This is a genomic window from Synechococcus sp. MU1651, assembly GCF_023630635.1.
In the GTDB taxonomy this organism is placed as follows: Bacteria; Cyanobacteriota; Cyanobacteriia; order PCC-6307; family Cyanobiaceae; genus Parasynechococcus.
The window spans coordinates 252,792-276,173 of the sequence record NZ_JAKUHJ010000001.1; the positions used below are offsets into that span (position 1 = coordinate 252,792).

The following is a 23,382-nucleotide window of genomic DNA, read 5'->3' on the forward strand; positions in this document are numbered from 1 at the left end:
GTACTGCGTCGGTGAAAACGCTTCCCAGCGAGGATCTTGATCGCATTATCGAAATGGCCTGGGAAGACCGAACGCCCTTTGAGGCGATCGAGTTTCAATTCGGACTCTCCGAGCCGCAGGTGATCGCAGTGATGCGGCAAGAGATGAAAGCGTCATCGTTCAAGCTCTGGCGCAAGCGGGTGAGCGGCCGCAAAACCAAACACGCCGCCACCAGCCGCTCCGATCGATTCCGGGCGAGCTGCCACAAGTGAATGGAGCCCGATTCGGTTCAGCGCAGGACGCCCCGCAGGATCCCTTCAACAAGTCCCCGCCGGATTCATGCCCCGGGGGAAATTTTGGGGTGCGTTGCGGTATCTCGTGCCTGAGATCAGGCCTGCAGCCATCTGCCCCATCACGCCGTCAAAAGGGGCAGTGTCATCGGAACGCCGGACCGGAGTGGTGAAGGCCCTGACGCAGCCATAGAAATCCCTGGCGTCTCTGCACTGTGCTGCCACTTCGGCGTCCACCCGAGCGAGTGCGGTTGATGGGACAAGCAGGCCAAATGCCAGCAGGTGAAGGAGTTGTTTCATCGATCTGCCGTGCTGGATCGATGTTTCAACAGATGGGGGGGCTCCCACATCCCCCATATGGGGGAGAGGCTTGGCGTCTTATCTCCCTCAACTGAGGGATTTGACGATGCTGGATTGGGTTGGGCCGCTCACGCAGCCAAGTGCTCGTCATGGACCTTTAAACCGTGATTTCGGGATTCGGTTGGCGACCGCCGTAAATCAACCCGTGCAGTTCAGGGTCCTGCATGTAGCCCAACACCCGTGCTGGGTAATCCAATTTTCCGTTGTGGAGATAGGTGAGGGTGGCGATCGCCTTGGTATCCAGGTAGGAGCGACTCGCCTGCAGCATCAAGCTCTCCGGCAGACCAAGGGCCAGCTTCAGCCGTTGAAACTTGGCCGCCAGCAGGGTGATGTTCATTTCGGGGTCCAGCAATTGATTGCGGGCCCAGGTGATCTCCTCCTGCGTTGGGTTCGCCGGCAGCCGCTTCTGATGGATCAGTTCCGAAACGCTGATCTGGGCCGGTCCGTGGGTCTTCACGAGACCGGAATGGGCGATGAAGGGGAGGCTCTCCCCCGGCTTGGAGTGCTGAATTTCGTCGAAAAGAACGGCGGTGATCAGCATTGGATTCACCTGATGCGCCGCTGCTTGGCGCAGAATCACCGGCTTCAGCTCGCGAAGACGATCCAGGGTGGATGCGCGCAATGGTTGGAGCTGATCCACCCCGCTGGTGAACAGCTGGGCCAGCTGCGTCTGGGGGCCGTGCACCCCGAAGCGCCGTTGCAGCAGCTTCAGTTCTTCGGGTGAGAAATCTGTGGGCTCGAGCCTGTCCTCCACCACAAGTGGGGTTTGATCCCCAACCTCAGCAACCGGGTGTGACCATTGACCAACCAGGCACAGGCTCGCTGCCGTCGCCAAGAGGGTTGTTGTCCATCGCAATGGCTCAGCCATGGGGGATGGAAATGGGGTCAGCGGAAGATGACATGAAACTAGCTGTGGTGTCCTTTTCCGTGGGCATCCCGTCAGATTCTGGATACGTTCGGCAGGACTGCACCGTCCGCCCGGCATGAGCTTTCCGGATTTCAACGCTTCCGACGCTCATATTCAGTGGCAGAGGTTCTGCGATCTCAGCTGGTATCACGATGATCTGGGCGTCTGGCTCGACATCAGCCGGATGCATGTGAACGCCACTGATCTGCAGCAGCTGCAGCCGCGAATGGACAAGGCGTTCGCGGCGATGCAGGAGTTGGAAGCCGGCGCCATCGCCAATCCCGATGAGCAGCGCCAGGTGGGGCATTACTGGCTTCGCACCCCTGAACTCGCTCCCTCGTCAGAGCTTCAACAGCACATCTCCAGGGAAATCGATCTGATCGCAGCCTTTGGGCGCGATGTAATCAACGGAACGATCAAGGCCCCCAACGGCGAAGCCTTCACCGATGTGCTCTGGATCGGCATCGGCGGCAGTGGCCTGGGACCGGCCTTGATGATCAAGGCGCTCCAAAACCCGGGCGAGGGGCTTCCGTTTCATTTCTTTGACAACGTCGATCCCAATGGGATGAGCAACGTTTTGGCGGGGTTGGAGGGTCGTCTCGACCGCACCCTGGTGGTGACGGTGAGCAAGTCGGGGGGAACGCCCGAACCCCACCTCGGCATGGAGCAGGCTCGCCATCGCCTCGAGGCAGCTGGGGGCCAGTGGGCCGGCCAGGCCGTTGCCGTGACGATGCTCGACAGCAAGCTGGATCAGCAGGCCCAGAAGGAAGGTTGGCTCAAGCGCTTCGACATGTTCGATTGGGTGGGGGGGCGCACCAGCATCACCAGTGCCGTTGGTCTGCTGCCCGGTGCCTTGATTGGCTGTGACATCCGCGATTTCCTCACCGGCGCCTCTCAGATGGATGCTGCCACCCGCGCCGCGGATCTGCGCCGCAATCCAGCCGCCCTGATGGCCGCTTCCTGGTTCGTGGCCGGTGGTGGTCGCGGTCAGCGCGACATGGTTGTTCTGCCCTACCGCGATCGTCTGGAGGTGTTCAGCCGTTACCTCCAGCAGCTGGTGATGGAATCCCTGGGCAAGCGCCTGGATCGCAACGGTGACGTGGTGCATCAAGGCATCGCTGTTTACGGCAACAAAGGCTCCACCGACCAGCACGCCTATGTGCAGCAGCTGCGCGACGGTGTCGACAATTTCTTCGCCACCTTCATCGAGGTGCTCGAAGACGTGAGCGACATCCCCACGCTTGGCGGGGAATGCCCCGGCGACTTCCTTGATGGTTTCCTGCAGGGCACCCGCTCAGCCCTTACAGAGGGTGGCCGCCAGAGCATGACGATCAGCATGCGCCGCTTTGATGCACGCCGTCTCGGTGCCTTGATCGCATTGTTCGAGCGTGCCGTCGGTCTCTACGGCGAACTGGTGAACATCAACGCCTACCACCAGCCCGGCGTGGAAGCCGGCAAGAAGGCAGCGGCAGCGATTCTCGACCTTCAAGGTCGTGTGGAAGCGATCCTGGCCGACGGTGTGGCCCGCTCCGCCGATGAGATTCGCCTGGCCCTCGGGGATGGCACCGATGAATCCATCTTTTGGATTCTGCGTCACCTCACCGGCAACCAGAGCGGCTTCAGTGCCCAGGGCGACTGGAGCCAGCCCGCCTCGATGCGTTTCAGCAAAGGCTGATCCCGCCTGGGATCAGGGCACCAGGTTCACCAGTTTTCCGGGGACCACGATCACCCGACGGGGGGCTGCGCCCTCCAACCATTTTTCGGCCACATCACTGGCCAGGGCGAGCCGTTCCAGCTCTTCCTTGTCTGCGGAAGCCGGAACCTGCAGCTTGCCTCGCACCTTGCCCTTCACCTGGATGACCACTTCAACGCTGTCCTGCACCAGTGCCGTTGGATCCAGAACCGGCCAGCTTTGACGGTGCACGCTGCCGCTTCCCCCCAGACGGCTCCAGAACTCCTCCGCCAGATGAGGCGCGAACGGAGCCAGCAGGCGAACCAGTCCGGAAAGAGCTTCCTGCAACACAGGTGCACTGAGGGCCTCGATGCCGGTGGAGCTGATGGCATTGGAGAGCTTCATCAGCTCGGAGATGGCCGTGTTCAGTTGGATCTCGTCGCTGAGGTCCTCGCTGACGGCTTCGATGGCCAGGTGCAGCGCCCGACGTACGTCGCTGTCGGAATCGCTCAGATCGGCCGGCCGTTGCATCGGCTCGAGTGAGTCGATGCGGGCAGTACCTGCCTCAACAAGGCGCCAAAGCCGTTGCAGGAAGCGGAACTGGCCCTCCACATCGGCGTCATCCCACTCCAGATCCTTCTCCGGCGGAGCCTTGAACAGGATGAACATGCGGGCTGTGTCTGCGCCGTAGCGGTCGATAACCGCCGCGGGGTCAACGCCGTTGTACTTCGACTTCGACATCTTCTCGAACAACACCTCAAGCTTGTCGCCGGTGTTGGGGTCTCGGGGGTCTTCGGGATCTGCCACGTCCGCTGGAGCGATGTACTTGCCGGTTGTCGCATTGCGGTAGGTGATTCCCTGCACCATGCCCTGGGTGAGGAGCCGTTCAAACGGTTCGTTGATGTCGATCAGGCCACGATCCTTCAGCGCCTTGGTGAAGAAACGGGCATAGAGCAGGTGCAGGATCGCGTGTTCGATGCCGCCCACGTATTGCTTCACCGGCAACCAGCGGTTCACCGCCTCCTTGCTGAAGGGTTTCTCGGTGTTGTGGGGATCGGCGAAGCGCAGGAAATACCAGGAGGAACACATGAAGGTGTCCATGGTGTCTGTTTCCCGCTTGGCCGGCTTGCCGCAGCAGGGGCAGGCCACATTCACCCAGTCGCTCTGCTGGCTCAGGGGCGAACCGCCCTTCCCAGAAAGATCAATGCCCCGGGGAAGCTCCACCGGAAGGTCCTCGCGGGGCACCGGAACAGCACCGCAGTCATCGCAGTGGATGACGGGAATGGGGCAGCCCCAGTAGCGCTGGCGTGAGATCAGCCAGTCGCGCAGGCGATAGGTGACCTTGCTGCGTGCCCAGCCCTTCTCGGCGCCGTGGCCGGTGATGGCGCCCTTGGCTTCGCTGGAGGCCGTGCCATCGAAGCTGCCGGAGTTGATCAGTGTTCCGGCATCCGTCCAGGCCTGACCGGCCGCGATGGCTTCAGCAGCTCCCTCGGCGTCGATCACCTGCTGGATCGGCAGACCGTTCGACTGGGCAAAGGCGATGTCGCGTTGGTCGTGGGCCGGTACGCCCATCACGGCGCCCGTGCCGTACTCGGCCAGCACGTAGTCGGCGATCCACACCGGCAGCACCGCCCCCGTCAGGGGGTTGATCACATGACTGCCGATGGGCACCCCCCGTTTGGGCCTGTCATCACTGGTGCGTTCGATCGTGCTCAGACGAGCCACCTCCTTGCGGAAGGTCTCCACCGTGTCCTTCTGATCAGCGCTGGTGAGACTGTCCACAAGCTCGTTTTCCGGTGCCAGCACCACGTAGCTCGCCCCCGCGAGGGTGTCGGGCCGAGTTGTGAACACCGTGATCGTCTGATCCTGTGCTCCCTCAACGCTGAAGCTGATCTCCGCCCCTTCCGAGCGACCGATCCAGTTGGCCTGCATGGTGCGCACCCGTTCCGGCCAGCCCTTGAGGGCGTCCAGGTCGTTGAGCAGCGGCTCGGCGTAGTCGGTGATCCGCAGGAACCACTGATTCAGCTGGCGTTGTTCCACCAGAGCTCCGGAGCGCCAGGAGCGGCCGTCACCATCCACCTGCTCATTGGCCAGCACGGTCTGGTCGACGGGATCCCAGTTGACGGTGGCGTTCTTGCGATAGGCCAGCCCCCCTTCGAGCAGTTCAAGGAACAGCCACTGGGTCCAGCGGTAGTAGTCGCCGTGGCAGGTCGCCTGCTCTCGGCTCCAATCGATCGAAAGGCCCAGGCGATCCAGCTGCGCCCGCATCTGATCGATGTTGCGGTCGGTCCACTCGCCGGGGTCCACATTGCGTTCGATTGCCGCGTTTTCAGCGGGAAGTCCGAAGGCATCCCAGCCCATCGGATGCAGCACGGCATGGCCCCGCATGCGTTGAACCCGGGCGATCACATCGGTGATCACGTAGTTGCGCACATGGCCCATGTGCAGGCTTCCCGAGGGGTACGGGAACATCGACAGGGCAAAGAATCCGGGCTTCTCACCACCTTCTTGTGTGGTGTCCACCCCATCCGCCTTCCAACTCTCCTGCCAGCGCTGCTCCAGCGCAGTGGGGTCATAACGACCGGTCTGGGCACTGGCGTCGACGGCAGGGTTGGCAGCGTTCACGGAACCAGCGCACGGCAAGGTTGCGATCGTGCCACATGCCTGGTGTTTAGCCGAGGGAGCGGATCACGCTGATCTGCCGACGGTTGATCAGCACGGGCCGGCTAGCACCCGCCCGTTCGATGGCCAGAAATTCTGGGTCCTGCCAGAGCAGACGCCCCTCGATGGGCTCCTGTCCCATCACAGCAATGCTGAGGGGGAGCTGTTCACGAATCCAGCTCTGCAGCAACCGAACCCCCGGAAGGCTTGGATCGAGTGGAGATGTCTCCATAGGATTCGGGGGCAATACCGGCCACGCATGCTGCAGTTCAGCAAATATCAGGGACTTGGCAACGACTTCCTGATCGTTGAAGGCCGGCAGGGACAACTGCCCGATGCCATCAGCAATCCCGATCCCGCCTGGGTGCGGCGCATCTGTGATCGGCGCTTCGGCGTTGGTGGCGATGGCCTGATTCTGGCGCTGCCTCCTCAGGCGGAGGGAGAACTGCGGATGCGGATTCTCAATGCCGATGGCAGTGAGGCCGAAATGTGTGGCAACGGCATTCGCTGCCTGGCCCGCTACCTGGGCGACACCGACGGTGATGCCCCAGGCCGCCGCTGGGACATCGAAACCCTGGCGGGAATGATTCGCCCCGAACTGATGGCCGATGGCCAGTTGCGGGTGGACATGGGTCCTCCTTTCCTCACCTCCGAGGGCATCCCCACAACCCTGATGCCCGAAGACGGCCTGCCGCAGGGGGTGCTGCTGCTGGAGGGAGAACAACTGAAGGTGGCGGCCGTTGGCATGGGCAATCCCCATGTGGTGGTGCCCGTCGACGACCTGGCCAGCATTCCCTTTGATGCCTGGGGTGCTGCCCTGGAGGTCCATCCGGCCTTCCCGGCCAAGACCAACGTTCATTTCCTCCAGGTGCACAGCCGTGAGCGGCTGGAGATCCGGGTCTGGGAACGGGGGGCTGGCCCGACCCTGGCCTGCGGCACCGGTGCCTGCGCCACTCTGGTGGCGGCGGTGCTGCTGGGCCTCGCCGATGACTGCGCCGAGGTGGTGCTGCCCGGCGGTCCGCTGATGATTGAGTGGCGTGATCGCTCCGGTTCCGTGCTGATGACGGGACCCGCCGAAGCGGTGTTTGACGGGGTGCTGACGCCCGATCTGGTGCCGGCAGGATCCTCGATGGCTTCGACCAGCGAAGCCCCTGCCGCTTCACCTGCGCCGATGGCCGCAACCGACTTCGATTGCTCCAAGGATTGCGCTGAGCAGTGTCAGCGCCCCGACCGCTGCCTCCGCGATGAGGCGCAGCAGAAGGTGCAGGCTTTCCTCAGCAGTACGTCCCTCGACTCGATGCTCAATCTCGCCAGTGAGTCCCTGGAGCAGCGCACCAAGGCGCGGTTCGAGCGTGGAACCCCCTGAGCTCTACCTGGATGCTGCTGCCACGACACCGCCCCTGCCGGCGGTGATCGCGGTGATGCAGCAGTTGCAGCAGACGGCCTGGGCCAACCCCAGCAGCCTCCATGGGGCTGGGTTGGTAGCAGCGGAAGCTCTGGAGCGAGCGCGCTGGAGCATCGCCGAGCGCTTTGCTGTCAATCCTGACCAGTTGATCGTCACCTCAGGGGCGACGGAATCCGTGCACCTTGCCTTGCTCGGCAGTGCCGCCGGTCTTGTCCCGGGCCGGTTGGTGATCTCTGCGGTGGAGCATCCGGCGGTGGTCGCTGCGGCGCACCAGCTGGAAGCCCTGGGCTGGAGCCTTGCCGAATGGCCCGTTGATGGGCAGGGCGTACTGAGGCTCGATCAGCTCGATCGGTTGTTGTCCGCTCCAACCCGATTGGTTTCCCTGATTGCAGCCCAGGGCGAGGTGGGTGCACTGCAACCGATCAGCACGATCGCTCGGGCCTGCCGCGAGCGCGGCATCGTCATCCATAGCGATGCCACCCAGCTTGTGCCCCAGGGTTGCTTCGCCTTCGAGCGGCTCGGGGTTGATCTGCTGACCCTCTCCGCCCACAAGTTCCGCGGCCCCCGGGGCGTGGGCCTGTTGATTCGGGCCCCCGGTGTGGACCTTTCACCGCTCCAGGGCGGCGGTGGCCAGGAGCACGGCCTGCGCTCCGGTACCGAACCTGTTGCGTTGGTGGGCGGCATGGCCGAAGCCCTGATGGCCCTCCCCAGCTTTGACCCCGTCAGCCAGCACGTTCCACCGGGCAGCTCAACCCAGATCCGTCGTCAACGGGATCAACTGCTCGAACGCCTGCTGGAGCTACCCCAGCTTCAGCTCTGCGGCCCTTCTCCCGATCAGCGTCTGCCCCATCACATCGCGCTGTTGGCCAAAACCGTTGGTGGACAGCCGCTGCCCGGACGCGATCTGGTGCGACGGCTGGCGGCGGCGGGGGTGGCCTGCAGCAGCGGCAGTGCCTGCAGCAGTGGCAGCAGTGCCGACAGTGCTGTGCTCATGGCCATGGGCATTCCCGGGCCTGAACGTCAGTCGGGCCTGCGGCTGACCCTTGGCCCCTGGTTGTCGGATCAGGATCTCGACGCCGTTCCCGGCCGTTTTGCATCCGTGCTCGAGACATTTTCCTGACATGCTTTGGCGATGACTCAATCCGACGCTTCCTGTCTCGCCCTCCCCGCGGATCTGCTCGCCGCCGAGGAGGCCATGCTGCAAGCCGCCCTGGCGGCCGTTGGATCCGGCGACGGTCAACGCTGGTCCGCAAGCCTCCGTTTTGAAGGGCTTCGCCTGCTTCCGGTGGCGGTGCGGCTGGCCCGAGCACTGATCGCTGCCGGTCAGGACCTGTTGATGGTTTGGCCCGATGCCGGTGCTGCCGCCCTGGCCCGGCGCGATGCGGAGGACCTCAAGGAGGTGATCCTTGATTTCAATCAGCTCAAACGGGCGGAGAGTGATGTTCCCAACACCCGCCTTCTGCTTGCGGTGAACCCCTCCCCTGCGGATTACGAGGAGTTCCAGGCCTTGTGTGAGAACCACGCAGGAGTGGTTCTGATGCTGAATGGACGTCTCGAAGACGCCGCCGTCGGCATCGGCAGCGTGGCCCGGGAGCGCCGAAAGGGTTTCGTGGCCAGCTGGCAGCAGGCCTACTGGCTCCAGCCCCTGGAGGGAGGCGCGTTGATGCGCTGCTTCCCCGATGACTGGCGTCTCTATCGCCAGGATCCCGATGGTTACCGGCAACTGGAGGTGCTCCCCGAACGCCCGGATCCCGACACCACAGCAGCGCTTCTGGCTGGTGAAGATCCCGTCAGCATCAAGCAACAGCTGTCCGGGGTCGACCGCTTTCTTGATGGTCTGCGCAATTGAGCCGCCTCTGGCTTGATCCAGGCTCAGACCCTCCTTAAGGTTCAAGCCCAGGCTCCCCTTCGATGGTGCTCAACAGGCTTCGATCCCTTTCACCCATCGATGCCGTGGCTGGAGTCGTCGCCTTGGCCGCTCTGGCCGGGGTTGTCTGGTCCCCCAAGCTCTCGAATGCGGTCGCCAAGGCCACCGGTGCTGTGAAACCTGTGCAGGTGAGCGTTGATGTGGTGCGGCTGTACAGCGCTGATCCCGAGCAGATGCTGAATTCAGTGCGGGAGGAAGCAGCCCTCAACATCGTGATTCGCAATCAACCGGCTGGACGGGTGAGCCTGGTGTCGGTGGATGACGTCACCAATTCCCTAACGGCGGTGCAGCCCGATGGTTCGGTGGTGCTCGCCGATGCCCCCGCCACGGCTCTACCCCGCCATGCCCGGTTTGTGATGGAGGCCCAGGCTGAGATCAAACCCTCCGGTGTTGTGATTGGTGGCACCAAGCTCAAGGTGGGTGTGCCCGTTGAGCTGGAGGGTCGCCTCTACCGCTTGAACGGTGTCGTGAGCGGAGTGATGCCTCTGTGATTCGCTCTGCCCTGGTCTCCCTGCTGGTGCTGGCGCCCCAGTTGCCCGTTAGGGCAGCGCCTCCACTGTTGGCACCACCTCCGGTGGTGCAGCGTCAGGGCCAGGCCATGCTCAGCGGCGGTGCACTGTGCCCGGCCCTGCAGAAGGCCCTGGAATCAGCGGTGGGCACGGAAGAGCGGCTTTGGAGCGTCAGCGTTCTCGATCAACGGGGGCAGCTGCTGGCTGATCTCAACGGGGGGATCCCCCGGATTCCTGCATCGAATCAGAAACTGGTCAGCACGGCCTTTGCCCTGGATCGCCTCGGCCCCGACTTCCGTCTGAAGACGCAGCTGTTGCGTCATCCCGATGGATCACTGGAGATCGTGGGGGAGGGCGATCCCGACCTCAGCATTGCCGAGATCCAAAAGTTCGCCATGGTGGCCCTCGGCCAGGGCGGCTCCAGCAGCACCTCCAGCTTCGCCTCTGCGCCGGTTCAGCTGATGGTGCGGGAGGAACCGCGTCAACTCTGGTGGCCTGCCGATTGGGATCCTGCGGATCGCTCCTACGCCTACGGCGCACCGATCACCCGCCTTGCTCTCACCAGCAACGCCCTGCACATGGCGGTGATGGATCCAGCGGCACGGCTGCAGCGGATCCTCAACTCCACCGTGCAGCAGCAAGGGGGACAGATCCGCCTGCAGATGGTTGATCAGCGGACCCGAGAGGCGGCCCTTGCTCGGAACTGGCGAGCGAGTGTTGTCCTGCACAGCGAGGATTCCGCGCCGATGCACGCCCTGCTCAGCCTGGCCAACACGGAGAGCCACAATTTCACCGCTGAGGTGCTGATGCGTGAGGCGGCGGACGTCTGGGATGTGAACCGTGCGTCCATCGCCACCACCCGCTGGTTGCAAGCCCAGGGCATCCCGATGACCGGACTTCGTTTGCGGGATGGCAGCGGACTCTCACGGGGCAACCGTCTCACCAGCCGTTCCCTGTCTGTGCTGCTGTGGCGCATGGCACAACACCCCCTGGCGGCTTACTACCAGGCTTCGATGGCGATTGCAGGCCAGAGGGGAACGCTGCGCAACTACTTCTGGGGCACACCACTTGTGGGTCGCTTCTGGGGAAAGACCGGCACCCTCAGCGGAGTTCGTTCGATCTCCGGCATTCTTGAAACCACCAATGGACCGCGTTACGTGAGCATGATTGCCAACGGGTCCTATGCACCCAACTCCGTGATGGGCCAGATCCTGCTGGCCAGCCAGCGGATCAGCCGTTGCCCCGCATGGACCGCAGCCGTGACGCTGCCCGCTGAGCCCGACTGAACGGAACGGTTTTGCTGTCGTCGCCAGCGTTGGCGCCAGGGGCCGCAGAGCGGATCGTTTGAATCTTGGATAGCTCCTGACGGCCGGCCATCACCACCTGGGCCATTTCCTTGAGGCGAACCTCCAGCTCCCCCAGTGTCTGCTCGGCGTAACGGTTGGCCCCGTCCTGAACGCCGGCTGCTTCCTGGCGGCTGCGTTGGATCAGCGACTCGCACTGCTGTTGGGTCTGCTGGCGGAACTGCAGCGCGTCGTTGTGAATCCGCTCGGCCTCATCCCGGCCTTCCTTCTGCAGACGCAGGGCTTCACGGCGAATCGTCTCCAGATCCTGCAGCGCCTGCTGTCGGTTGGCTTCGTGCTGCTCAGCGTGATGGCGCTTCAGTTCCGCTGCGTTGGCCTCGATCTGTTGGATTTGCTGCTGCGCCTGTTGGCGGCTGGCGTCGAGTCGTTCAGCGTGTTGACGCTTCAGCTCAATCGCTTCTTGATCCAGCTGCTGGCGACGCTCCAGTGCTTCCTGCTCCAGCTGCTGGCGGCGTGAGGCGAACTGCTGTTCCAACTGGGCCAGTTTGCTTTGCATCTCCTGCTCCAACTTCGCCCCCTGCTCACGCGTTTTCTGGAGCAACTGCTCACACTGCTGGCGTGCTTGCTCACGCATCTCATTCACCTGCCGTTCCGCTTCCTGGCGGATGGCAGCGTTGTTCACCAGCTGCTCGCGCTGACGCTGGGCCTGTTCAACGATCTCCTCGGCGTTCCTGCGGGCGGTGTTGATGAACTCGTCCCGGCGATCAAGCAGTTTGGCGGCCCGCTCCAGCTCCTTCGGCAATTCATCGCGGACGGCATCCAGCAGCTCGACGGCATCCGTTTCGTTGACCAGACGTCCGCCGGTGAAGGGCAGCCGACTGCCCTCCAGCACAACTTCCTCCAGCTGATCGAGTTGATCGAGAACGGAGAACCGGACGTCGTTCATCTCAGCTGGCATGGAAAGTTGAATTAAAGAGCCTGTTGAGGTCCTTCGCCACCTCTGGCGGAACCATGTGGTCGATCGATCCACCGAAGCGGGCCACTTCCTTCACTACCGAGCTGCTGAGGAAGCTGTGGCGGGCCGTCGTGGCCATGAACACCGTTTCCAGATCGTCTGCCAAGGAGCGGTTGGTGTGGGCGATCTGCAGTTCGTATTCGAAGTCACTCATCGCTCGCAGGCCCCTCAGGATTAGGTCGGCGCGGTGGGTGACGGCACAGTTCACGGTGAGGCCATCGAAACTGATCACCTCAACGCCGGAGAGGTGGCGTGTCGCCGTGCGGATCTGTTCGATCCGCTCTTCGACACTGAACGCGGGTCGTTTGCTCGGATTGCTGAGCACCGCGACAACCACCTCTCCAAACAGGCTCACCGCCCGCTCGATCAGGTCCATATGACCATTGGTGAGAGGGTCGAAACTGCCGGGGTAGAGCGCCCGCATCGGGAATCAGCGATGGGCGGATCCTATGCAGTGGATCGCTGTTTAGATTTCAACCAACGCATCCGTGCCATGAGCCTCGACGCCGACGCCAAGAAGGTCCTGCTTCGCAAGATCCCCCATGGGCTCTTTATCTGCGGCGTTCGCAACGGTGATGAGGTCAACGGATTCACGGCCAGCTGGGTGACCCAGGGATCGTTCGAACCGCCCTTGGTGGTGATGGGTGTTCGGGCTGACAGCAGCAGTCACGCCATCATCGAGGCCACCGGCAAGTTCTCGCTCAACGTGCTGCGGGCCGATCAGAAAGATCTGGCAGCCGTGTTCTTCAAGCCCCAGAAGGCGCTCGGTGGTCGCTTTGAAGCGGCACCCTTCGAGGAGGGCGAACTTGGTCTTCCCCTGCTCACCGATGCCGTCGGTGGTGTGGAGTGCGAACTCGTGGGCTCGATCAAGCATGGTGACCACACCGTTTTTGTGGGCGAAGTGAAAACGGCGCGCCTGATCGCCGATGGCGAGGCCCTGAACCTGGCCAGCACCGGCTGGAATTACGGCGGCTGAGCTGGCCTGGTGGATGCCGCCTCCGGTGCACCGCTGCTGACGCAGCCCGAGCGTCTTGAACGCCGGCTCAAAGAGATCCCCGCTGAGCCGGGTTGCTATCTGATGCGGGACGGCGACGACCGGATCCTCTACGTCGGTAAGTCGAAGGCGTTGCGCAGCCGCGTGCGCAGCTATTTCCGCAGTCGGCATGACCTGTCGCCACGGATCAGGCTGATGACACGCCAGGTCTGTGAGATTGAGTTCATCGTCACCGACAGCGAGGCTGAGGCCCTCGTTCTCGAGTCGAACCTGATCAAGAACCATCAGCCGCACTTCAATGTGCTGCTGAAGGACGACAAGAAATACCCCTACCTCTGCATCACCTGGAGTGAGGCCTACCCGCGGATTTTCATCACCCGTCGCCGTCGCTTCCGCAGCCCCCTGGATCGCTTTTACGGGCCCTATGTCGATGTGGGGCTGCTGCGCCGCACCCTGTTCCTGGTTAAGCGGGTGTTCCCGCTGCGGCAACGACCCCGGCCGATGTACCCCGATCGCACCTGCCTCAACTACAGCATCGGGCGCTGTCCGGGGGTCTGCCAGGAAAAAATCAGCTCGGAGGACTATCACCGCACCCTGCGCAAGGTGGCGATGGTGTTTCAGGGCCGCAGCGATGAACTGCAGCAGCTGCTCCAGGAGCAGATGGAGCGGTATGCCGAGCGAATGGACTACGAGTCGGCGGCCCGGGTGCGCGATCAACTTCAGGGGCTGGATCAGCTCACCGCTGATCAGAAGATGAGCCTGCCGGATTCCTCCGTGAGTCGCGATGTGCTGGCCCTTGCCTTCGATGAACGTTTGGCGGCCGTGCAGCTGTTTCAGATGCGTGCCGGGAAGCTGGTGGGACGTCTTGGCTACACCGCTGACGCCTCAGGTCTGGAACCTGGACTGATCCTGCAACGGGTGATTGAAGAGCACTACAGCCAGGTGGATTCCGTTGAGGTGCCCCCCGAGTTGTTGGTGCAGCACGCTCTGCCCCAGCAGAAACTGATGGAGGATTGGCTCTCGGAACAGCGCGAGCGTCGGGTGCAGATCCACTGCCCGCAGCGCCAGCAGAAAGCCGACCTGATTGAACTGGTGCAGCGCAACGCGGAGTTTGAGTTGCTCCGCGCTAAGCAAGGTCAGGAGAAGCAGTCGTTGGCCACGGAGGATCTGGCGCAACTGCTGGAGTTGCCCACCCCGCCGCGGCGGATCGAGGGCTACGACATCAGTCACATCCAGGGCAGCGATGCCGTGGCCTCCCAGGTGGTGTTCATTGACGGGCTGCCCGCCAAGCAGCACTACCGCAAGTACAAGATCCGCAGCAGCAGCATCCGCGCTGGCCACAGCGACGACTTCATGGCGATGGCGGAAATCATGCGCCGTCGTTTTCGGCGCTGGGCCCGGGCCAAGGCGGAAGGGGTGGATGTGGGTGCCCTGCGTCACAAAGGTGGCAGCGCTCTGCAGACCGACGGACTCAACGACTGGCCCGATGTGGTGATGATCGACGGCGGCAAGGGCCAGCTGTCTGCCGTGATGGAGGCCCTGCGCGAGCTTGATCTGCACGAGGATCTCAACGTCTGCTCCCTCGCCAAGCAGCGCGAGGAGGTGTTTCTCCCCGGCGAAAGCCAGCCGCTGGAGAGTGAACCGGATCAGCTCGGAGTTGTGCTCCTTCGCCGCCTTCGCGACGAAGCCCACCGTTTCGCTGTCAGCTTCCATCGCCAGCAGCGTGGTGAGCGGATGAAGCGTTCACGCCTCTCGGACATCCCCGGAGTTGGGCCCAAGCGGGTCAAGGATCTCTTGGCCCACTTCCATTCGATTGATGCCATCCAGCTGGCATCGGTTGAGACCCTGTCCAAGGCCCCTGGCGTCGGACCGGCTCTGGCCCGCGACATCCACGATTTCTTCCATCCTTCCGACGACGGAACCGACGCTGATGCCAGGGCTGCTTTAGAAGAGCAGCCTCAGGAACTCTCCGCATGATCCGTCATCTCTGCATGGCTCTGGCAGGAGTGCTTCTTCTCGCCACTCCGGTCTGGGCGTCTCCCGGGCTGTGCACGGGGCCTGTGTGTGCCGACGGCATCACCCGCAGCGCCAAGAACCACTGGCAGCTGGTGCTGCGGCTCAACGATCAGCAGGGCCATCGCGAAAAAGTGGTGATGAATTGCCGGGCTGGCCAGTTGAGCCCCATGGCCGGCCCCGTGGATCGCGCCTATGCCACCGCCCTGGGTCGACGCGCCTGCCGTCTTGCTGGGGAGGACAGCTGACGGTGGATCTCAGTCTCGTTTTTCCCCATCAGCTGTTTGAGCACCATCCCGCGCTTCGGGCGGGACGGGCCGTGGCCCTGATCGAAGATCCGCTGCTGTTCGGCACTGATCCCCGCTGGCCCATCCAGGTGCATCGGCAGCGCCTGCTCCTGCATCGGGCCTCGATGAATGCCTATACCGAAATGCTTCAGGCCAAGGGCTTCACCGTGTTGCGGGTGCAGCAGGGGCAGGCGGCCAGCACCGCTGAGATCCTCGGAGATCTGCTCGATCAGGGCTATCGGTCTTTTCATCTGGCGGATCCGGTGGACGATGTTCTGAGCCAACGGATCTCAGCCTTCGCCTCCCGTCACGGTTGCGGTCTGGAGATCGTCGCCACCCCGATGCTGCTCACTCCAGAGGCCGTCATCGAGGACCATTTCGCCTCCGGCAAGAAGCCCATGATGGGTCGCTTCTACGAGATGCAACGCAAGCGACTGGATCTGCTGATCGATCCTGATGGTGGTCCTGTCGGTGGCCGCTGGAGTTTTGATGCCGACAACCGCAAGAAGCTCCCCAAGGGAATCCTGGTTCCAGAGCCCCCGGCTGAACGCTCGAGTGGCTCGGTGGCTCTAGTTGAGGCTGCCCGGCAGCAGCTCATCGGGGAGGGGGTGACCGGCATCGGCAGCTGGGACGGGTTCCATTACCCCGTCACCCATGGCGATGCAGCCCGTTGGCTGGATCAATTTCTCGAACAACGCCTGCGCCAGTTCGGGGCTTACGAGGATGCGATCAGCACCCAGCACCAGGTGATGTGGCACAGCGTGCTCACGCCGATGCTCAACATCGGTCTGCTCACTCCGCAGCAGGTGCTGGATCGAACACTGGAGCGGGCTGAAGCCGGTGACATCCCCCTCAATTCATTGGAGGGATTTCTGCGTCAGATCGTCGGCTGGCGGGAGTTCATGGCGGCGATGTACCGGCGCCATGGGGTGGAGATGCGCAACGGCAATTTCTGGGGCTTCGACGATCGGCCGATTCCCTCCTCCTTTTACACCGCATCCACGGGTCTGCCCCCAATTGATGACGCCATCCGCCATGCCCTGGAGACCGGCTATTGCCATCACATCGAACGCCTGATGCTCCTGGGGAATGTGATGCTCCTCTGCGGGTTCCATCCAACCCGGATATACACCTGGTTCATGGAGCTGTTTGTGGATGCCTATGACTGGGTGATGGTTCCCAACGTCTATGGCATGAGTCAGTTCGCTGATGGTGGCATCTTCACCACCAAGCCCTATCTCTCCGGCTCGAACTACGTGCGCAAGATGTCGGATTACCGCAAAGGTGAGTGGTGTGACACCTGGGATGGCCTGTTCTGGACGTTCATCCATCGCCATCAGGATTTCTTCCGGCGCCAGTACCGGCTGGCGATGATGGCCCGCAACCTGGATCGAATGGCTCCCGACGTTCTGTTGGCCCATCAGCGTCGAGCTAGCGATTTTCTTGACGCGCTCACCTGAACCCTGCGTAAGGTCGCCCCAGATCAGTTGTGTTGATGACGTTTTCGCCCGAGGCCTACCTCTGGTTCAAGACCCTGCACATCGTTGGGGTCGTGGTTTGGTTTGCGGGCCTCTTCTATCTGGTGCGCTTGTTCATCTATCACGTTGAAACGGAGGAACTGGCGCCGGAACTGCAGCAGCCGTTCCGCGATCAGTACACCCTGATGGAGAAACGGCTCGCCAACATCATCACCACGCCGGGAATGGCTGTGGCGTTATCGATGGCCATCGGGTTGCTGCTGGCCCAGCCCTCCTGGCTTCAGCAGGGCTGGATGCACGCCAAGCTCGGTTTTGTGGTGGCCCTGCTGGCTTACCACGTGTTTTGTTACCGGCTGATGGGCCAACTCCATGCCGGCACCTGTGCATGGTCAGGCAAGCAGCTGCGCGCCCTGAATGAGCTGCCCACGCTGCTGCTGGTGATCGTGGTGATGCTGGTGGTGTTCAAAACACAGTTCCCCACCAGCGCAGCGACCTGGTTCATCGTCGCCCTGGTGGTGTTCATGGCAGCGTCGATTCAGTTCTATGCCCGTTGGCGCCGCCTGCGGGCCGAAGCCTCCGCTAAATCCTGAGATGAGGGTTGAGATGACCCACCCCCTCAAAGCCGTGCTCGAACAGTTGGGACCGTCGAGTTGTCCCACCACGCACAACTTCCACTGCCACACCATCTGCAGTGACGGCAGCCTCGAACCGCTCGAGCTCATCCAGCAGGCCACCGAGCGGGGGCTCAAGCATCTTGCGGTGACGGATCACCACAGCAGCCATGCCCACCGGGAGATTCAGGTCTGGCTGGATCAGCAGCGTGCCAGCGGTGTTGAGGTCCCCACGGTGTGGAGCGGCATGGAAATCAGTGCACTGCTGAAGGGGTGCCTCGTTCATGTGCTCGCCCTTGGCTTCGAGCTCAACCACCCTGCGCTCCAGCCCTACAACCGTGGTGATGCCGTTGTCGGTGAACCGCTAAGGGCTGAGGCGGTGGTGAAAGCCATCCATGAAGCCGGTGGATTGGCAGTGTTGGCCCATCCCGCCCGTTACCGCCTGGGCCATGACGTGCTGATCGATGAGGCGGCCCGGCTTGGTTTCGATGGTGGTGAGGCCTGGTACGACTACGAGATGCAACCAACCTGGTCCGCCAGCCCGTTGATCTGCGAGGCCATCGATCGTCAGCTGAGCAACCTTGGCCTTTTGCGTACGTGTGGCACCGATACCCATGGAATTGACCTTTGCGGCCGCTAAGTTCATTCCATCTCAGTTCCGGTCGACATGGGCTTCTTGGATCGTCTGCTGAAAAAGGATTCCGCAGAGTCCGACTCCACGATTCAGCCGCGCAAGCCAGCGAAGGAGAAGCCGGCCGAGTTTTTCCTTGATGCCGACGCTTCCTCCTCCCTCGGGGATGTGAATTACATGCGCGAGTCGAAGACGATTCGCCGCACCTTCCCAGGCACCGTCGACAACCCCGGCACCAAGGAGCAGATCATGGAGGTGGCTGCCGAAACCGAGAAGCTCGAGAAGCGCAGCGAAGGCCTCGGTGGCGTCGTCAAGAAGGAAGAATCAATCAGCCTCAACGCGGGCATTCCCACGCCAGTGAAGAAAACCTTCGCTGAGCAGGTGAGCACTGAGGAGATGAGCAAGCGCCTCAAGGGCACGGCCATCACGGGTGTGAACACCCCTGCTCCCGCCGGTGCTGCTCCTCTCGGCCGTAAGGAAGAGCTGAACCCCAAGGAGGAACCGGTGGCCAAGGCGGGTTCCGCTGCGCCGTCCTCCAAGCCTGGATCGATTGATCCGTTCCGTCAGATGGTTCGCGACCTCAACAAATAGGGCTACCCCGTTCAATCTGGGTTTCGCTGCTGATCACCAGCTGTTGCAGGTGAAGCAGCTGGTCTTTTGTTGCTGACGTCCAAAGGCCTCGATTCGAGGCCTCCAGCAGCCGTTCGGCCATGTCCCTCAGAACCCAGGGGTTGCTTCCCTTCAGGAAATCGAGGATTTTCGTCTGGCTGAGCCACTGCTCACACAGCGCGCCGTAACACCAATCGGGTACGCGATCGGTGGAGGCGTCGTAGGCAAACAGATAGTCAAGGCTGGCCCCCATCTCGAAGGCACCCTTATAGCCGTGCTGCATCATCCCCTCGATCCAGCGAGGGTTGAGCATCCTGCTGCGCATCACCTTGTCGAGTTCCTTTTCGAGCCGGTGCAGGCGAGGCCGTTCGGGGCGGGAATGGTCTCCGAACCACAGCTGCGGCCGTGCTCCTGACACCTCTTCCACCGCTGCACTAAGGCCACCCTGGAACTGGTAGTAGTCGTCGGAATCGAGCAGGTCGTGCTCGCGGTTGTCCTGGTTGTGGAGCACCACCTGCACCCTGCCCAGGGCCTGCTCGAGGCCGGAACGATCAAGGCTGGGGGCAGCGGCACTGTCGTACGACCATTGGCTCCAACTGAGAAAGGCCTGGCCCAGGTCTGCTCGGGAATCCCAGGCGCCACTGTCGATCAGGGCTTGCAGACCGGCTCCGTAGGCACCGGGGGCGGACCCATAAATGCGGCCCTGGGGCCCGCCTTGACGGGTGAGTTCAGCCAGGGGATTCATTTCATCCGGTTCATCAAGGGCCGCCACCATCGACTGGGCCTGATGCACCCAGCCCACCAACTGGGGGAAGGCGTCGCGAAACAGCCCGGAGATGCGCAGCACCACATCCACCCGCGGTCGACCCAGCAAACGGGCTGGGATCACCTCCAGGTCCACCATCCTTCGGGTGGGGCCGTCCCAAACCGGTCGAACACCGATCAGGGCCAGCAGCTGGGCAATATCTTCTCCGCCATTGCGCATCGTTGCTGTTCCCCAGACCGATAACGCCAGATGGCGAAGCGGTTCCCCCTGCTCCAGCAGATGGAGATCCAGCAACTGCTCCGCCGAGCGTCGCCCCAGATCCCAGGCGGCTTCCGTGGGCAAGCCCCGCAGATCGACGGAATAAAAATTGCGGCCGGTGGGCAACACATCGGGGCGACCACGACTCGGTGCTCCTGAGGGTCCCGCAGCGATGCGCTGCCCCTGAATGCCCCGCAGGAAGGCCTCTTTTTCAGCTGAGGCACAACCGTTCAAGCGGGGCCAGAGGTCGTGGTGCAGGTTCTGCAGGCAGGGATCCTTTCGGCTCCAGGTCCGGAACGGTTCCGCCAGTCCGTCGCCCTGTTCCCCATGGATGATCCATCGGATCAACAACTGGGCCTGCTGTTCCAGCCAGGCGCAACCATCCCCCACCCGTCGGCAGTTCGCGCCACCCAGCAGCCTCAGGCGGGTCTGATCCGCCTCCGAGAGCTTGTCGCCTTCGTCTTGCTGCCAGGGGTCAAAACCCAGTTCTGCCTGCAGGGCCATGGCCTGCAGCAAGCCGGGCTGCCCCTGCCGGGGGGGGCGGGCCAGGGCGACCAGCAGCTCATCGGCGGCTTCTGACGATGGCGCCACACCAAACCGATGCAAGCCGGTGCGGATCTGCGATTCCTTCAGCTCGCAGAGATAGGTCTCGGCCTGATCCAGGCAGGTCTCCAGCAGCTCCGGTTGGCGGCAAATCTCCGTTTGGCTGGGGATTCCGGGCCAGTTGAGGGATAGCAGGCTGGAATACACCGCCTGTTCCAGCACCCGGGCCCGCTGGCCGCCCAGTTGCCGCACTTCCACCAGTTCATCCAGCAGCCCCTCCAACCGTTGCAGTGGTCCGTGCAATCCAGCACGCCCCAAGGGCGGTGTGAGGTGGTCCAGCACCACGGCATGACCCCGTCGCTTGGCCTGAGTTCCTTCGCCGGGGTCGTTGACAATGAAGGGGTAAAGGTGAGGGATCGGTCCCAGGGCCAGCTCGGGGCCGCAGGCATCGCTCAGCCCCACCGACTTGCCCGGCAGCCATTCCGCACTGCCGTGTTTGCCCACATGCAGCATCACCTGGGTCTGATGCACGCAGCGCAGCCAGAGGTACTGAGCCAGGTACCGGTGCGGTGGCGGCAGATCCGGTGAGTGGAGATCGGCGATCTGATCGGGGTCATAGCCGCGATCCGGCTGGATCAGCACCACCACATGGCTGAAGCGCAGGCCATGAATGGCAAACCCCCTGTTTGGATCCAGATCGCAGGCGGCTTCTGGAGGTCCCCAACGGGATTCGATCAAGCGTCGAGCCGATTCTGGAACGCTGGTCCACCACTTCTGATAGGTGGTGAGGGGCAGATAATCCAGCGCTGGGCGGTGCTGTCCTTCCGGTGCATTGGTGCGACCGGACAACAGCTGTTGCATCAGGCCATCGCCTGAATCCGGCAAGGCTCCCGAACCGAGGTCATGGCCGGCGTCAGCCAGCCAGCGGAGCATCCGCGCTGTGCTGTCTGGCGTATCAAGGCCCACGCCATTGGCCACACGACCGTCGCGAACGGGATAGTTGGCCAGCACCATCGCGATGCGCCTCTGGGCACAGGGGGTCTGTCGCAGCTCCACCCAGCGACGGCTGTGCTCGGCCAGCCATGCGAGTCCAGATGGATCCGGCTGCAGGCAGGGAATGGCCGTTGCCAGGGGGCCGGTGGTCTGCAGGTGGTCACGAAAACCGCAGGGCCGCGTGGTGATCCGAGCATCCAGCTCCGGCATCACCACCTGCAACGACAGATCCATCGGATTCAGCCCCTGGCTGCTCTCCAGCCACTGGGCCCGGCTGCGGCTGCTGCTGAGCAGTTGCAACACCGGTCGATCGAGCTGATCCCAGAGAGGGCTGCCAAGGCCGGCCTGTTCGGTCTGCACCGAGGCAAAGGAAGTGCCCGCAATTACCAGCTGAGCGTTTTGCTGATTCAACAGGTCGTGGACGCCGGCCTGCACCGCCGGGTTTCTCAGGCTGCTGACCCAGAGCAGACAGGGCCGCAGTCCCTCCTTCCGAAGTGCGGCCGTGAGGGCATCCGCCAGGGCAAGGTCTCCGGCTTGAAACTGAGCCCGATAGAGAACAACGCCCACCGCAGGCCCGGCTTCGTCGCGCCAATCCCAGGGCATCGGATCGGGGCAAGGCACCACCGCAACGTTGCCGGGTGATGGGGGGGTGCCCTCCAGCAGAGCCTCGAGAGCTCCGAGGAACCGCCCCATGTTGTCGATGCCCCCTTCCCGCAGCAGTGCCGACAGCTGATCGGCTAGTTCAGAACTGCAGGAGCCCAGCCCATGCAGCTCGTTGCTCTGATCAGCCGTTCCGGCAAGGACGATCAGTTGTCGCTGCTTTGCTTCGCTGCACCAGCGCTGCAGTTGCTCCAGGCCGTAGCTCCAGTGCCCACGGCTGCCGAGCAGGCGCACCACGATCAACTGCGCCGCCTGGGCGGTGGTGTTGAGGTAATGGTCCAGCTGCGCTGGGTGGTCCAGACAGCTCAGGGGCAATGCCCGAATCCGCTCGTTCCAGGCCGGGTTGCTCGGCAGGCTGGCGTCCAGGCAGCTGATGTCTGTGCCTGCGCTGGTGAGGAACAGCACATCCGCGCCCGGCTGCTCCACGAGCACCACATCTTCCGGTGGGTCCAGACCCGGACAGGTGGCAAGGCGATGCATGACCCCATTCTCCGTGTTGCGGTGCGCGGTGGTGAGAAGATTCAGCGATCGGATCCATCACGGTGATGCATCAGTTCCTGCCCTATGCCTGGTTCCAGGGCCAGTGCGTCCCCTTCGAGGAGGCCAGGATCTCCATTGCCACCCATGCCCTGCACTACGGCACCGGTGCCTTCGGCGGCATGCGCGCCATTCCCGATCCCCAGAACAGCAACACCATGCTGCTGTTCCGTGCTGATCGGCACGCCCGGCGTCTCAGCCAGAGCGCCAGGTTGCTGCTCACGGATCTGAGTGAGGACACGATCCTCTCGGCTCTCACGGCAATGCTGCAGGCCAACAAGCCTGATCAGCCGATCTATCTGCGGCCCTTTGTGTACACAAGCGATCTGGGCATCGCCCCGCGCCTGCACAACATCGAGACCGACTTCCTGATTTACGGACTCCCCCTGGGTGATTACCTGTCTCCGGAGGGGGTGAGCTGCAGGATCAGCAGCTGGACCCGCCAGGAGGACCGCTCCCTGCCGCTGCGCGGCAAGATCTCCGGCGCCTACATCACCAGTTCCCTGGCCAAGACGGAAGCCGTGCAGAGCGGTTTCGACGAAGCCTTGCTGTTGAACAGTCGCGGCAAGATCAGTGAAGCCAGCGGCATGAACCTGTTTCTGGTGCGTGATGGCCAGCTGATCACACCTGGAGTTGATCAGGACATCCTTGAGGGCATCACCCGCGCCAGCGTGATTGAGCTGGCCAAAGCGATGGACATCCCTGTGATTGAACGTCCGGTGGACAAAACCGAGTTGTTCATCGCCGACGAAGTGTTCCTGTCCGGCACGGCCGCCAAGGTGACGCCGATCCGTCAGATCGAATCAACGGTGCTGAACGCCAAGCGTCCCGTGATGGATGCCCTGAAGGCCAAGCTCGTGGCGATCACCGAAGGACGGGATCCCGCCTATGAGCACTGGGTGACCCGTATTCCGATCTCCTAAATCAACTGCCTGAAGTTCGCCCTGAGCTTTTCTTAAGATTGGTGCTTCCT

Annotated in this window: 21 protein-coding genes; 15 read left to right on the top strand and 6 right to left on the bottom strand. The window is 62.8% G+C overall.

What is annotated here, in order from left to right:
* Positions 1-11 precede the first annotated feature (11 nt).
* Positions 12-251, top strand: a complete 240-nt coding sequence (locus tag NCN05_RS01600) for a TIGR03643 family protein (RefSeq protein WP_115132654.1) — start codon at positions 12-14, stop codon at positions 249-251.
* Positions 252-726: 475 nt separating this feature from the next.
* On the opposite strand, the gene NCN05_RS01605 is transcribed toward NCN05_RS01600, so the two are convergent.
* A complete protein-coding gene (locus NCN05_RS01605; RefSeq protein ID WP_250396713.1) occupies positions 727-1,497 on the bottom strand; it encodes a helicase DnaB in 771 nt (256 codons plus the stop codon).
* A 115-nt stretch (positions 1,498-1,612) separates the two neighbouring features.
* Here NCN05_RS01605 and NCN05_RS01610 point away from each other — a divergent pair, with 115 nt between their 5' ends.
* Entirely contained in the window at positions 1,613-3,211 is a 1,599-nt protein-coding gene (locus tag NCN05_RS01610) for a glucose-6-phosphate isomerase (RefSeq protein ID WP_250396714.1), read from the top strand.
* Positions 3,212-3,223: 12 nt separating this feature from the next.
* Here NCN05_RS01610 and leuS read toward each other — a convergent pair whose 3' ends face one another.
* Both leuS and NCN05_RS01620 read right to left on the bottom strand, forming a co-directional pair.
* On the bottom strand, positions 3,224-5,833 hold the full coding sequence (gene leuS, locus NCN05_RS01615) for a leucine--tRNA ligase (RefSeq protein WP_250396715.1): 2,610 nt from the start codon (positions 5,831-5,833) through the stop codon (positions 3,224-3,226).
* Positions 5,834-5,879: 46 nt separating this feature from the next.
* Positions 5,880-6,101, bottom strand: a complete 222-nt coding sequence (locus tag NCN05_RS01620; RefSeq protein ID WP_250396716.1) for an Hfq-related RNA-binding protein — start codon at positions 6,099-6,101, stop codon at positions 5,880-5,882.
* A gap of 27 nt (positions 6,102-6,128) precedes the next feature.
* Between NCN05_RS01620 and dapF the strand changes: the two genes are divergently transcribed.
* From dapF to dacB, 5 genes are all read left to right on the top strand, one after another.
* On the top strand, positions 6,129-7,235 hold the full coding sequence (dapF, locus tag NCN05_RS01625; protein WP_250396717.1) for a diaminopimelate epimerase: 1,107 nt from the start codon (positions 6,129-6,131) through the stop codon (positions 7,233-7,235).
* The gene (locus tag NCN05_RS01630) at positions 7,222-8,394 is read left to right on the top strand and encodes a cysteine desulfurase family protein (protein WP_250396718.1); all 1,173 of its coding nucleotides are present in this window, start codon (positions 7,222-7,224) and stop codon (positions 8,392-8,394) included. The genes dapF and NCN05_RS01630 overlap by 14 nt, the downstream gene beginning before the upstream one ends.
* Before the next feature lie 12 nt (positions 8,395-8,406).
* Complete coding sequence (locus NCN05_RS01635) at positions 8,407-9,123, top strand: DUF1995 family protein (protein WP_250396719.1); 717 nt, start codon at positions 8,407-8,409, stop codon at positions 9,121-9,123.
* 62 nt (positions 9,124-9,185) lie between these two features.
* Positions 9,186-9,692: a DUF4330 domain-containing protein gene (locus NCN05_RS01640; protein WP_250396720.1), complete on the top strand. Its 507-nt coding sequence runs from the start codon at positions 9,186-9,188 to the stop codon at positions 9,690-9,692.
* Positions 9,689-10,996: a D-alanyl-D-alanine carboxypeptidase/D-alanyl-D-alanine endopeptidase gene (gene dacB / locus NCN05_RS01645; RefSeq protein WP_250396721.1), complete on the top strand. Its 1,308-nt coding sequence runs from the start codon at positions 9,689-9,691 to the stop codon at positions 10,994-10,996. The genes NCN05_RS01640 and dacB overlap by 4 nt, the downstream gene beginning before the upstream one ends.
* Here dacB and NCN05_RS01650 read toward each other — a convergent pair.
* Together NCN05_RS01650 and coaD are read right to left on the bottom strand one after the other, a co-directional pair.
* On the bottom strand, positions 10,941-11,960 hold the full coding sequence (locus NCN05_RS01650; protein WP_115162011.1) for a coiled-coil domain-containing protein: 1,020 nt from the start codon (positions 11,958-11,960) through the stop codon (positions 10,941-10,943). The two genes, dacB and NCN05_RS01650, sit on opposite strands and share 56 nt — an antisense overlap.
* A 1-nt stretch (position 11,961) precedes the next feature.
* Positions 11,962-12,453, bottom strand: coding sequence for a pantetheine-phosphate adenylyltransferase (gene coaD / locus NCN05_RS01655; RefSeq protein WP_114989170.1), 492 nt, complete (start codon positions 12,451-12,453; stop codon positions 11,962-11,964).
* Between the two features lie 69 nt (positions 12,454-12,522).
* Between coaD and NCN05_RS01660 the strand changes: the two genes are divergently transcribed.
* From NCN05_RS01660 to NCN05_RS01690, 7 genes are read left to right on the top strand one after another with little or no spacing between them, the layout of a single operon-like run.
* A complete protein-coding gene (locus tag NCN05_RS01660; RefSeq protein ID WP_115009275.1) occupies positions 12,523-13,005 on the top strand; it encodes a flavin reductase family protein in 483 nt (160 codons plus the stop codon).
* A gap of 9 nt (positions 13,006-13,014) precedes the next feature.
* Positions 13,015-15,000 (top strand): excinuclease ABC subunit UvrC, encoded by a 1,986-nt coding sequence (gene uvrC / locus NCN05_RS01665; protein ID WP_250396722.1) that lies wholly within the window; start codon positions 13,015-13,017, stop codon positions 14,998-15,000.
* Positions 14,997-15,284, top strand: coding sequence for a hypothetical protein (locus NCN05_RS01670; protein WP_186497814.1), 288 nt, complete (start codon positions 14,997-14,999; stop codon positions 15,282-15,284). The genes uvrC and NCN05_RS01670 overlap by 4 nt, the downstream gene beginning before the upstream one ends.
* Before the next feature lie 2 nt (positions 15,285-15,286).
* Positions 15,287-16,783: a cryptochrome/photolyase family protein gene (locus NCN05_RS01675; protein WP_250396723.1), complete on the top strand. Its 1,497-nt coding sequence runs from the start codon at positions 15,287-15,289 to the stop codon at positions 16,781-16,783.
* Between the two features lie 35 nt (positions 16,784-16,818).
* Positions 16,819-17,391 carry a protoporphyrinogen oxidase HemJ gene (gene hemJ, locus NCN05_RS01680; RefSeq protein WP_250396724.1) on the top strand — a complete coding sequence of 191 codons (573 nt, stop codon included), beginning with the start codon at positions 16,819-16,821 and terminating at the stop codon, positions 17,389-17,391.
* A 13-nt stretch (positions 17,392-17,404) separates the two neighbouring features.
* Positions 17,405-18,052, top strand: coding sequence for a PHP domain-containing protein (locus NCN05_RS01685; protein WP_250396725.1), 648 nt, complete (start codon positions 17,405-17,407; stop codon positions 18,050-18,052).
* A 27-nt stretch (positions 18,053-18,079) separates the two neighbouring features.
* Positions 18,080-18,634, top strand: a complete 555-nt coding sequence (locus NCN05_RS01690; RefSeq protein WP_250396726.1) for a hypothetical protein — start codon at positions 18,080-18,082, stop codon at positions 18,632-18,634.
* Here the strand turns inward: NCN05_RS01690 and cobN are convergent.
* Complete coding sequence (cobN, locus tag NCN05_RS01695; protein WP_250396727.1) at positions 18,624-22,352, bottom strand: cobaltochelatase subunit CobN; 3,729 nt, start codon at positions 22,350-22,352, stop codon at positions 18,624-18,626. The genes NCN05_RS01690 and cobN overlap by 11 nt on opposite strands.
* Positions 22,353-22,417: 65 nt before the next feature.
* On the opposite strand from cobN, the gene NCN05_RS01700 reads away from it, so the two are divergent.
* Positions 22,418-23,332: a branched-chain amino acid transaminase gene (locus NCN05_RS01700; protein ID WP_114989162.1), complete on the top strand. Its 915-nt coding sequence runs from the start codon at positions 22,418-22,420 to the stop codon at positions 23,330-23,332.
* The last annotated feature ends 50 nt before the right edge of the window (positions 23,333-23,382 follow it).

Bases quoted from the DNA above. Each gene is read 5' to 3' on its own strand.
- NCN05_RS01605 (WP_250396713.1), bottom strand. From the start codon at position 1,497: ATGGCTGAGCCATTGCGATGGACAACAACCCTCTTGGCGACGGCAGCG.
- NCN05_RS01610 (WP_250396714.1), top strand. From the start codon at position 1,613: ATGAGCTTTCCGGATTTCAACGCTTCCGACGCTCATATTCAGTGGCAG.
- NCN05_RS01620 (WP_250396716.1), bottom strand. From the start codon at position 6,101: ATGGAGACATCTCCACTCGATCCAAGCCTTCCGGGGGTTCGGTTGCTG.
- dapF (WP_250396717.1), top strand. From the start codon at position 6,129: ATGCTGCAGTTCAGCAAATATCAGGGACTTGGCAACGACTTCCTGATC.
- NCN05_RS01635 (WP_250396719.1), top strand. From the start codon at position 8,407: ATGACTCAATCCGACGCTTCCTGTCTCGCCCTCCCCGCGGATCTGCTC.
- NCN05_RS01640 (WP_250396720.1), top strand. From the start codon at position 9,186: ATGGTGCTCAACAGGCTTCGATCCCTTTCACCCATCGATGCCGTGGCT.
- NCN05_RS01650 (WP_115162011.1), bottom strand. From the start codon at position 11,960: ATGAACGACGTCCGGTTCTCCGTTCTCGATCAACTCGATCAGCTGGAG.
- coaD (WP_114989170.1), bottom strand. From the start codon at position 12,453: ATGCGGGCGCTCTACCCCGGCAGTTTCGACCCTCTCACCAATGGTCAT.
- NCN05_RS01660 (WP_115009275.1), top strand. From the start codon at position 12,523: ATGAGCCTCGACGCCGACGCCAAGAAGGTCCTGCTTCGCAAGATCCCC.
- NCN05_RS01670 (WP_186497814.1), top strand. From the start codon at position 14,997: ATGATCCGTCATCTCTGCATGGCTCTGGCAGGAGTGCTTCTTCTCGCC.
- hemJ (WP_250396724.1), top strand. From the start codon at position 16,819: ATGACGTTTTCGCCCGAGGCCTACCTCTGGTTCAAGACCCTGCACATC.
- NCN05_RS01685 (WP_250396725.1), top strand. From the start codon at position 17,405: ATGACCCACCCCCTCAAAGCCGTGCTCGAACAGTTGGGACCGTCGAGT.
- NCN05_RS01690 (WP_250396726.1), top strand. From the start codon at position 18,080: ATGGGCTTCTTGGATCGTCTGCTGAAAAAGGATTCCGCAGAGTCCGAC.
- cobN (WP_250396727.1), bottom strand. From the start codon at position 22,352: ATGCATCGCCTTGCCACCTGTCCGGGTCTGGACCCACCGGAAGATGTG.
- NCN05_RS01700 (WP_114989162.1), top strand. From the start codon at position 22,418: ATGCATCAGTTCCTGCCCTATGCCTGGTTCCAGGGCCAGTGCGTCCCC.